General features: G+C 30.7%; 8 protein-coding genes. 6 read left to right on the top strand and 2 right to left on the bottom strand.

What is annotated here, in order from left to right; translation table 11 throughout:
* The 3 genes from BUB47_RS09645 to BUB47_RS09635 form a co-directional block, all read left to right on the top strand.
* Window positions 1–271 (top strand): transposase (locus BUB47_RS09645; protein ID WP_143270647.1); only part of this gene is annotated, 271 nt, incomplete at its 5' end.
* 206 nt (window positions 272–477) lie between these two features.
* Window positions 478–3,480 carry an InlB B-repeat-containing protein gene (locus BUB47_RS09640; RefSeq protein ID WP_073185772.1) on the top strand — a complete coding sequence of 1,001 codons (3,003 nt, stop codon included), beginning with the start codon at window positions 478–480 and terminating at the stop codon, window positions 3,478–3,480.
* A 518-nt stretch (window positions 3,481–3,998) separates the two neighbouring features.
* Window positions 3,999–6,872, top strand: coding sequence for an S-layer homology domain-containing protein (locus BUB47_RS09635; RefSeq protein WP_073185770.1), 2,874 nt, complete (start codon window positions 3,999–4,001; stop codon window positions 6,870–6,872).
* A gap of 67 nt (window positions 6,873–6,939) precedes the next feature.
* Here the strand turns inward: BUB47_RS09635 and BUB47_RS09630 are convergent, their stop codons facing one another.
* Window positions 6,940–7,743 carry a MerR family transcriptional regulator gene (locus BUB47_RS09630; protein ID WP_073185768.1) on the bottom strand — a complete coding sequence of 268 codons (804 nt, stop codon included), beginning with the start codon at window positions 7,741–7,743 and terminating at the stop codon, window positions 6,940–6,942.
* A 62-nt stretch (window positions 7,744–7,805) separates the two neighbouring features.
* Between BUB47_RS09630 and BUB47_RS09625 the strand changes: the two genes are divergently transcribed.
* Window positions 7,806–8,483, top strand: a complete 678-nt coding sequence (locus BUB47_RS09625) for a YitT family protein (protein ID WP_073185766.1) — start codon at window positions 7,806–7,808, stop codon at window positions 8,481–8,483.
* Between the two features lie 171 nt (window positions 8,484–8,654).
* On the opposite strand, the gene BUB47_RS09620 is transcribed toward BUB47_RS09625, so the two are convergent.
* Complete coding sequence (locus BUB47_RS09620; protein ID WP_073185764.1) at window positions 8,655–8,996, bottom strand: cytoplasmic protein; 342 nt, start codon at window positions 8,994–8,996, stop codon at window positions 8,655–8,657.
* A 95-nt stretch (window positions 8,997–9,091) separates the two neighbouring features.
* On the opposite strand from BUB47_RS09620, the gene BUB47_RS10210 reads away from it, so the two are divergent.
* Together BUB47_RS10210 and BUB47_RS09610 are read left to right on the top strand one after the other, a co-directional pair.
* Window positions 9,092–9,208 carry a rubredoxin-like domain-containing protein gene (locus BUB47_RS10210; RefSeq protein WP_073185762.1) on the top strand — a complete coding sequence of 39 codons (117 nt, stop codon included), beginning with the start codon at window positions 9,092–9,094 and terminating at the stop codon, window positions 9,206–9,208.
* Between the two features lie 114 nt (window positions 9,209–9,322).
* The coding region (locus BUB47_RS09610; RefSeq protein ID WP_234945659.1) for a helix-turn-helix domain-containing protein at window positions 9,323–9,502 on the top strand (180 nt) is incomplete at its 3' end.

Below are 9,502 nucleotides of genomic sequence, written 5' to 3'. Positions count from 1 at the left end.
TCTATTTTTAAATGCAGAAAATAAAAATATTGCTAGGAAAGAATTAGAGAAATGGATAGAAAGAGCGAAACAATCAAAAATACCTGAATTCAAAGCATGTATTAAAGCTTTAGAAAACTGGAAAGAAGAAATACTTCATTATTTTGAAAGCAGATTTACCAACGGAAGAACGGAAGGATTTAACAATAAAATCAAAGTGATTAAACGAGTATCTTATGGATATCGTAATTTCGAGACCTTTAAGAAAAGGATTTTGTGGTGTTGCAGTTAATTTAAACAAAAAATTAGAATAAAAATTGAGGTAGGAAAAAAACTACCCCAACATTTGACAATGAACCTATTATTTTAACTGTAAATAATTAAAGTAATATTCTAACATTTAATAGAGTATATTTTTGTGAAATTTACTTTATGATATAGTTCGCAATATATAAATATGGTATTATTTATATAAGAAAATGTAAGGAGGTATAGGCATTGGGAAAATATATAAGTAAAAAAATTATAGGGTTTTTATTAGTAATGATATTCATGTTGTCAGCTACATTCGTATATGCAGATAATAATGAAATTAGGGTGACAAATGAAGTAGAATTACAAAGTGCTGTAAATAGTTCTAACGATGTTACAATAAATGTAGATGGGACTATTAACATTTCAACGGGGATTACAATTCCTGCAGGAAAGACATTCACACTTACAGGGGGTACTCTGTTAAGAGATGATAACTACGGTGGGCAATTAATAAAAATCAGTGATGGAAGTAGTCGACAGACATCTAGCATAGTACTTACAAATATTATAATAGATGGTGGAGCAGAATGGGACAGGAGTAACATTTATCGTGCAGAAAATAACGGACTTACAGCTAGAGAATCCTTAATATATTTAGGTGAAAATAGGGCACTTACTATCTCTGATGGAACTGTTCTTCAAAATAATGATATAATCACAATTGCAAATCCAAATAAAAATAATTTTGGAGAGCCTGGGGCAATAGCATTGACAGATAGCAGTAAACTTGAAATAAGCGGTGGAGAAATAAAAGATAACAGCGCCTTAAACGGTGGTGCAATATCTTTAGTATATACAGATGATGAAGATGACAATAAAAATTACACAAATATTTTAATAGCTGGTGGGGAAATCACAAATAACAGAGCTACTAAAAATATAGGCGGTGGAATTGCTATTCTTGACGGAAAATTGGTGACGACCGGTGGTAAAATTTCAGAAAACTACATAGGTGGAATAGAAGACTTAGATGGAAATACCGTTCCGGAAGGTGGCGGAATTTATAGCCGTTCAGGCATAGTGGAAATAACCGGTGGAGAAGTCAGCGAAAACATATGCACCAATGGACGTGGCGGTGGAATTGCCACCAGTATAGGAGAAATAAACATAACCGGCGGAAAAATTGAAGGAAATATTGCTGATTATGGCGGTGGAATCTATGTAGGAAATGAAAAAGATCCTACGGGAGGGCTTACACTAAATGGTAAACTGTCTATAAAAAATAGTTTATTACAAGAAAATGAATCCTATAAACATGGTGGTGGAATTTTTATTCTTTCAGATGCTGAAATCACAATTGAGAATACAACAATAAATAAAAATGAAACTTATGGAAATGGCGGAGGAGTTTACCTTACACCAAATAGTAATTTATCTATAAAAGAAAGTACATTTAGAGACAACAAAGGACAATATGGTGGAGGATTGGATATAGAATTTGAAAGTACAGTATTTGTAGAAAATTCGACATTTCGAGGAAATACGGCTTATGTTGGTGGAGCTATAAATGTGTTGCCTGAAGACAAATCAGAATTAATTGACGATGAGGACTCAAAATATTATGAGAACTTAATAGTAAATGGAACTACGTTTGAAAATAATTTTGCAACAAAAGGTGGATATAAATTTGATGACTCAAATGTTAATATAGCTAAAGTATATGCTTCAAATATAGCGGATGTAGTGTCATTATCAACACCCTTTGGGCTAAACAGCGATAAAGCGTATAATAATTACGATATTAGCTACATTGGAAAAGAAACAATAAAAGAGGAACGGTACACGGTAGATTATTATAAAGACAATGAAGATGAAATTCTACTAGGTGTATCTCCTGTAGATGAAAACAGTCCATATGTAAAAGATACATTGGTTACAGTGTTGGAAAATAAAACACTGACAAAAGAAGGTTATAAATTTGTTGGCTGGTCTACTGAACCTAATGGAAAAGAAATACAATATAGTGTTGGAGATACATTTAATATAATTGAAGATACAGTACTCCACCCTGTATGGGAAATCAAAACTTATACAGTGAGCTTTGACAGCAATGGTGGAGATAATATAGATTCTAAAACTATTAAATATAATGAGCTTGTTGATAGGCCAAGTGACCCGGTGAAAGCAGGAGCAAAGTTTTTGGGATGGTTTAAGGACAGTAGATTATCAAATGAATGGAACTTTGCCACAGATACAGTGAAAGATAATGCAACACTGTATGCTAAATGGGGAGAGTTTAAAGTAACATACGATGAAAATGGGAATACAAGTGGTACAGTTCCAATAGATTCAAATGAATTTTATGCAAAAGATGATGAAGTAACAGTGTTACCAAAAGGAGATTTATCTAAAACAGGTTACACTTTTAAAGGATGGAACACAAAGACTGACGGAAGTGGAACATCATATAAAGTTGGAGATAAATTTAAAATAACAGCAAATACTACACTTTATGCAATCTGGCAAAAAGACAGCGAAGACTCAGGAACAGGCTGGACTTGGAGTGGAGGTTCATCAACTACAAGTAAAGAAAGTCCAAAAACTGAAGTTGAAGAAACACTAACTCACATGGCATATTTAAATGGCTATCCTGATAACACAATAAGACCACAGGGCAGTATTACAAGGGCAGAAGTGGCAACAATATTTGCAAGATTAAAAGTAGGTGAGGCAAATATTCCAAGTGCTACAACAAAATACAACGATGTAAATGCAAGTGATTGGTACTCTAAATATATAGCCTTTGTAACAGACAATAAAATAATGGAAGGCTATGAAGATGGAAGTTTTAAGCCAAATGACAAAATAACGAGAGCAGAATTTACAGCAGTAGTAGCAAGATATAATTCTCTTGTAAATGTAGAGTCCAGCTTTGAAGACGTAAGTGGACATTGGGCAGCAGGTTATATTGGCTCAGTTACTAATAAGGGTTGGATAAATGGCTATCCGGATGGAACATTTAAACCTGAGAAAGACATATCAAGAGAAGAAGTAGCAACAATGGTAAATAAAATGCTAGATAGAAAAGTTGACAAGGATGGTTTAAATAATCTAAGCATTAAAAACTTTAAAGACTTAGATAATTCCAGCTGGTCATACTTTGACATAGTAGAAGCAAGTAACTCACATAAATCAGTGAGAAGAACACTTGGCGATATTATGGAGAACTGGAGAGAACTATTGTAGTTTAAATTTAAAAATTTAAAACAGGTGAGATTACTGATTAGTAGTCTCGCCTGTTTTTTAAAGTATATTAGAGAATTTTAAATAAAAAAGAAATGTTAAATAAAATTATATGATATTTATTTTTAGCTATTCTATATGTTTTTTAAAAAACTAATTTATTAAAATATTAAAATATTTAAAACAAAACCATATAACACTGTATTAGTATACATAAGTTTCAAAATAGTATTGTCAAATAAAATTTTATCTTAAAACTAATTTCACATTAGAACTTTTACTGATTATAAAAAAATACCGATTAAAGATTTGTTAAAATTTTAATTAAAAAAACTAATTTTACATAAATCAGAGAATTGAGGCTTTGTGTTCTAGGAGTGTATAAAATTTTAAAAAAATATATTTCACCTAATTAACCATTTATAAAAATTTACATTTGCATTAAAGGTGTATTTAATTTTACAGGACACTACATAGGTGTTATACTACATATTATAGATATACATTGAAAGGGGATTATTATGAAACAAAGGAAAACTAAACTACTATCTTTTCTTTTAGCATTTGTATTACTTATATCAACACCGCTGACATCTAGTGCAGAAGTGGGGTTAAATATAGGAAATTCTATTAGTGATACAAGTACCGATAATAAAAATGGAGAAGTAGTAGGAAATGAAGAAGTAGCAGAAAATGAAGATGAAGCAGAAAAAGGAGACGTACCTAAGGAAGATGAGATTATTTTAGAGGTAGAAGTAACTCAAAGTGATTTAGATAAGGCAAAAGAAGATGCGAAGGCAGATATTGAATCTGTTTATTTAAAAAAACTTGCTGGAATTAATTCTTTAGAACTTTTAGCAGATGAATTAAAACAAGAGTTAATAGAAAAGCTTGAAAGTGCAAAAGTTGAAATAATATCTGAAATAAGTGCAGCTGAAACCATTGAAGCAGTACATATTGCTAAGGAGAATGGATTAAATAAAATTTCATCTATTGTTATTCCACTTATATCAACAAGAGCTGATGCATTAGCAGAAGGCGCTACCACGGTTTCAACAGTTGATGAATTAAAAGCAGCAATTGCAAATAAGGATATTAATGAAATTGTAGTAACAAAAGATATTGAAATAAGTGAACAATTAGAGATAGGTAGACCACAAATGGCGAGAGAAAGACCAATTACTATAAAAGGTGTTAGCCTAAATGAAGATGGTACTCCAAATATTACCTTAAAGGGAATAGGTAGTAAGGCATATATGTTTGATATTAGAAATACAGAATTAGTGAAATTTGAAAACTTAATTTTTGATGGAAATAATCAAAGAAGCGCAATATATAGTAATAATATAAATTTAGAAATTTTGAATTCCAAATTTATAAATAATACTTCAAGTGGAACTGGAGCAATGAATTTAACTGGTGAAGGAAATACTACAATTAAGAATTCTTATTTTATAGACAATAAGAACCCAATCGATGGTGGAGCAATTTATTTTAATTCCACTTCAGGAGATATAAATATAGAAAATACAATATTTAAAAATAATGAAGCGCGTTTCGCAGGAGCATTATATTTAAATAATGTCGTAGGTGTAAATAAGCTTAATATAAAAAACAGCGCTTTTGAAGGAAATAAAGCTGTTGGCCCTGGATATAATCCTACAGGTTGGGGTGGAGCTATAAGTTTTGAAGGTTTTGGAGAATTGAATATTGATGGTTCAAAATTTAATAATAATATTGCATCCGACTCAGGAGCAGCTATACATGTAAAACATCAGAATTATGAACCATTAAATGATATAGGGCTAAATGTTAATATTAACAATACTGAATTTAATAAAAACTTGGTCATTATTCCAGATAGTTATTATGCTTATTTTGTTGCTGGTGCAGTTGATATTTTTGGTGCAGGTGCAGATTGCTCAAATAGGAAAGTAACTATTAATAACAGTAAGTTTTTAGGGAATTCTAATGTTAATGAATTTGATATTTTAGGATTTGGAGGAGCTCTTACTATAAGAGATGCTAAAGGATTAGCTGTAGATATAAATAAAACTGAATTTAAAAGTAATGAAGCTACTCAAGGTGGAGCAATTTTTTCCAATTCAGGAAATATAAATATTCAAGAAAGTAATTTTAATGGAAATAATGCAGTAACAAAGGGTGGAGCTATAAATATATTACCATTTACAGATAGAAAAACCACAGATGGAGATTCTGTATATTATAATACATTAAAAGTAAGTAATACGGAATTTTCAGATAACACAGCTGGAGATGGAATATTTGAACTTGATAAAACAGAATATCCTAATATTTTTTCAGTATATGAAACAAATATAACGAATATAAAATCATTATCAAAACCTGCAAATATAAATAAAAACATAGCTTATAATAACTATGATATTAGTTTTGTAGGAGATAAACCAATAGATCCAATAGAAGAGTTTACAGTAACATACAATGGAAATACCAATGATTCAGGAACAGTACCAACAGACACAAAAAATCCATATGCAAAAAATTCAGAAGTAACAGTGTTGCCAAAAGGAGATTTATCTAAAACAGGCTACACATTTAAAGGCTGGAACACAAAGGCAGATGGAAGTGGAACATCATATAAAGTTGGAGATAAATTTAAGATAACAGCAAATACTACACTTTATGCTCAGTGGGAAAAAGATAGTGAAGATTCAGGAACAGGCTGGACTTGGAGTGGAGGTTCATCAACTACAAGTAAAGAAAAGCCAAAAACTGAAGAAATATTAACTCACATAGCATATTTAACTGGCTATCCAGACAATACAATAAGACCACAGGTCAGTATTACAAGAGCAGAAGTAGCAGCAATATTTGCAAGATTAAAAGTAGGTGAAGCAAATATTCCAAGTGCTACAACAAAATACAACGATGTAAATGCAAGTGATTGGTACACTAAATATATAGCCTTTGTAACAGATAACAATATAATGGAAGGCTATCCAGACGGAAGTTTTAAACCAAATGACAAAATAACGAGAGCAGAATTTACAGCAGTAGTAGCAAGATATAATAGTTTAGCAGATACAACTTCAACATTTGAAGATGTAATAGGACACTGGGCAGAAAAATACATTGGAGCAGTGACATCAAAGGGTTGGATAAATGGCTATCCAGATGGAACATTTAAACCAGAAAAAGACATCTCAAGAGAAGAAGTAGCAACAATGGTAAATAAAATGCTAGATAGAAAAGTTGATAAAGATGGTTTAAATAATCTAAGCATTAAAAACTTTAAAGACTTGGACAATTCCAGTTGGTCATACTTTGACATAGTAGAGGCAAGTAACTCACATAAATCAGTGAGAAGAACACTTGGCAATATTATGGAAAACTGGAGAGAACTATTGTAGTTTAAATTTAAAAATTTAAAACAGGTGAGATTACTGATTAGTAGTCTCGCCTGTTTTTTTAAGTAGATTATAGAATTTTAACTTGAATTTCAGTTAAATACTCTTTAGAAATGGCAGTGTATCTATTGTCTATTAAATAAATTTCATAGAGAGTGTCGTCAATATTAAAGTTGTTTTTCTTAGCATAGTCTTTAAGTAATTTAAGATTACTGCGCAGTTTAGTGTAGGGGCCTCTATATGAAAGACATAAGTACTTTCCTGAATTTAAAATTTTTTGTGATTCACTTGTCTTTTTATCTTGAATGATAAAGACGCTGTTAAACTCTATGGGATTATTTTCTTTAAAGTCTTTAAGAGATAAACTGGCACCAATAAAATTGTTTTGAAATTGATTAACAGTGAAGTTGCTTTCCATTTGCAGCACTCTAATTGAAAAGTCAAACTCCTCATCAAGTAAAATAGAAGTTTCAAGTTCTAATATATATCTATTGGGAAAAGTTTTTATAGAAAATTCATTTTCACTTTTTGTCTCATATTTATTAAGAAAACTTATTTGATGGTCAATTAAGTTTTTCTCTATTTTAAGTTGGTTAATTTGCTCTTCAATAACACTGCTTTCATCAGCTAGTAGGGAGAGAGTGTTAGAAAGAGAAAGGTCTTCTAGATATTTTTTAATTTTTCCAAGTGGAAATTGAAGTTTTCTAAGTTCAGATATAATATTAAGTTGGTAAATTTCACTTAAAGTATATTGTCTGTAGTTATTTTTATCACGCTTTGGCTTAATAAGTCCGATTTTTTCGTAGTATCGAAGAGAATCGGGACCAATTCCAAAGAGTTTTGAGATTTCATTTATTTTAAAATATTTTTTCATAAGCACCTCTTGACATTAGTATTATACTAAGGTTTATTATATATAGCAAGGGGGCATAAAAAATGAACATAGAGAAAATACTAAAAAAAATAAAAAAATTGTTCCCTGTGTACCGAGTTGCAATGATTTTAATAGGAGCAGCTATTTATTCATTTGGAATTTATAATATTCATCAAAGAGTAGATATTACAGAGGGAGGAGTTTTAGGTTTAAACTTGCTTATAAACCACTGGTTTGGAATTTCTATGTCCTATATAACTCCGGTGCTTGATATTATTTGTTATCTATTGGCACTAAAGTATTTGGGAAAGGATTTTCTAGTTGTATCGGTGTTTTCAACACTTACATTTTCAGGTTTTATAAAAGTATGGGAAAAATTTCCACCGATATTGCCTGATTTATCAAATCACTTGTTAATAGCAGCTATTTTGGGAGGACTTTTTGTGGGGATAGGTGTTGGATTAATAGTTAGATCCGGTGGGAGCAGTGGCGGCGATGATGCCTTGGCATTGGTAATATTTCAAAGATTTGGCGGTAAAATTTCATGGGCTTATATGTTTACAGATTTTACTGTGTTATTGTTGAGTTTAAGCTATATTCCCTTTAGTGAAATTATCTATTCTCTAATAACCGTTACTATATCTTCAAATGTAATAGAAGTTGTTGTAAATATATTTAGAGGAAAAGAACCAAAGAAGAAGTCAGCTGTATCGAAAAAAACAGTTAATGAAGGTCATTAATAGAAGTTGTAAATTTTATATGGGAACAATTATAAAGAGACGAGTAAATTTAAGTACTCGTTTTTTTATTGGCATAGAGAAAGTAAAATGAAAAATAAAAAAACAGAGTAGAAATATTTAAATTTCTACCCTGAATAAAAGTTCAACTTTTTAAAATTCCATATGTTTTTACTAAAGTGTAATTATTTCATAGCCATCTTGAACATATGGAGCCATTGGAGGATGACCTAATAAATCTCCATTTAAAGGCAAGTTTGTGTTGTCTTTTATAAAGTCTAAAACTCCCATTTGGTTAGAACAAGCTTTACATACGGAGTCAATTAAATCCAGTTCAACGACTTCTTTAAATAGTTTATTTTCTTTTTCAATCATAATCTTTATAAGTGCAGTTGCTTTGCCCTCAATTACTATTTTTGTTTCAATTCCCTTTTTGTGCATGTCAATGGCATTAAATAAAATGTGCATAAAACACATTTCCTCCCCTTGGAATGCAAAAAACACTACTTTCTTCATAAAATCACCCTTAATCTAATATTATTATAATGTTACCCTAAAACTTTGGGTAAATAACATATAAGCAACTAAGATATTTTAATGGAGATGATTTTGTGAAGTGGGAATGTGTTGTATGTGGCTATATACACGAGGGAGATATGCCTCCGGAGTTTTGTCCGATTTGTGGCGTAGGAAGAGAAAAGTTTATTATAAAGGAAAGTGACAATTAAATATTTGATAGATTGTAAAATTAAATGCGACACCTAAAATAAAAACTCATAACAAATTTGTATTTCGTGTAAAATGTTAATTACCACAAAAAACAATCACGAAAGGAATCTGTTATGAGTCATAAATATCTTACCATGGATGATAGAAATAAAATAGAAGTGTTGAATAAAGAAGGATATTCTGCTAGAAAAATTGCCAATATATTAGGGTTTCATCATTCAACAATTAGTCGAGAACTTAAAAGGTGTAAAGCCGAATATTCAGCAGTAGATTCTCAAAAGTACTACCAAGAA

Origin of the sequence: Anaerosphaera aminiphila DSM 21120 (genome assembly GCF_900129925.1) — a bacterium.
Classification (GTDB): Bacteria; Bacillota; Clostridia; order Tissierellales; family Peptoniphilaceae; genus Anaerosphaera; species Anaerosphaera aminiphila.
Note: the sequence above shows the minus strand (reverse complement) of the source record. Positions and strands in the feature narration are given on the sequence as shown.

What these genes read in the sequence shown, in the direction of transcription:
- BUB47_RS09635 (WP_073185770.1), top strand. Translation starts at nt 3,999, where the DNA reads ATGAAACAAAGGAAAACTAAACTACTATCTTTTCTTTTAGCATTTGTA.
- BUB47_RS09630 (WP_073185768.1), bottom strand. Translation starts at nt 7,743, where the DNA reads ATGAAAAAATATTTTAAAATAAATGAAATCTCAAAACTCTTTGGAATT.
- BUB47_RS09625 (WP_073185766.1), top strand. Translation starts at nt 7,806, where the DNA reads ATGAACATAGAGAAAATACTAAAAAAAATAAAAAAATTGTTCCCTGTG.
- BUB47_RS09620 (WP_073185764.1), bottom strand. Translation starts at nt 8,996, where the DNA reads ATGAAGAAAGTAGTGTTTTTTGCATTCCAAGGGGAGGAAATGTGTTTT.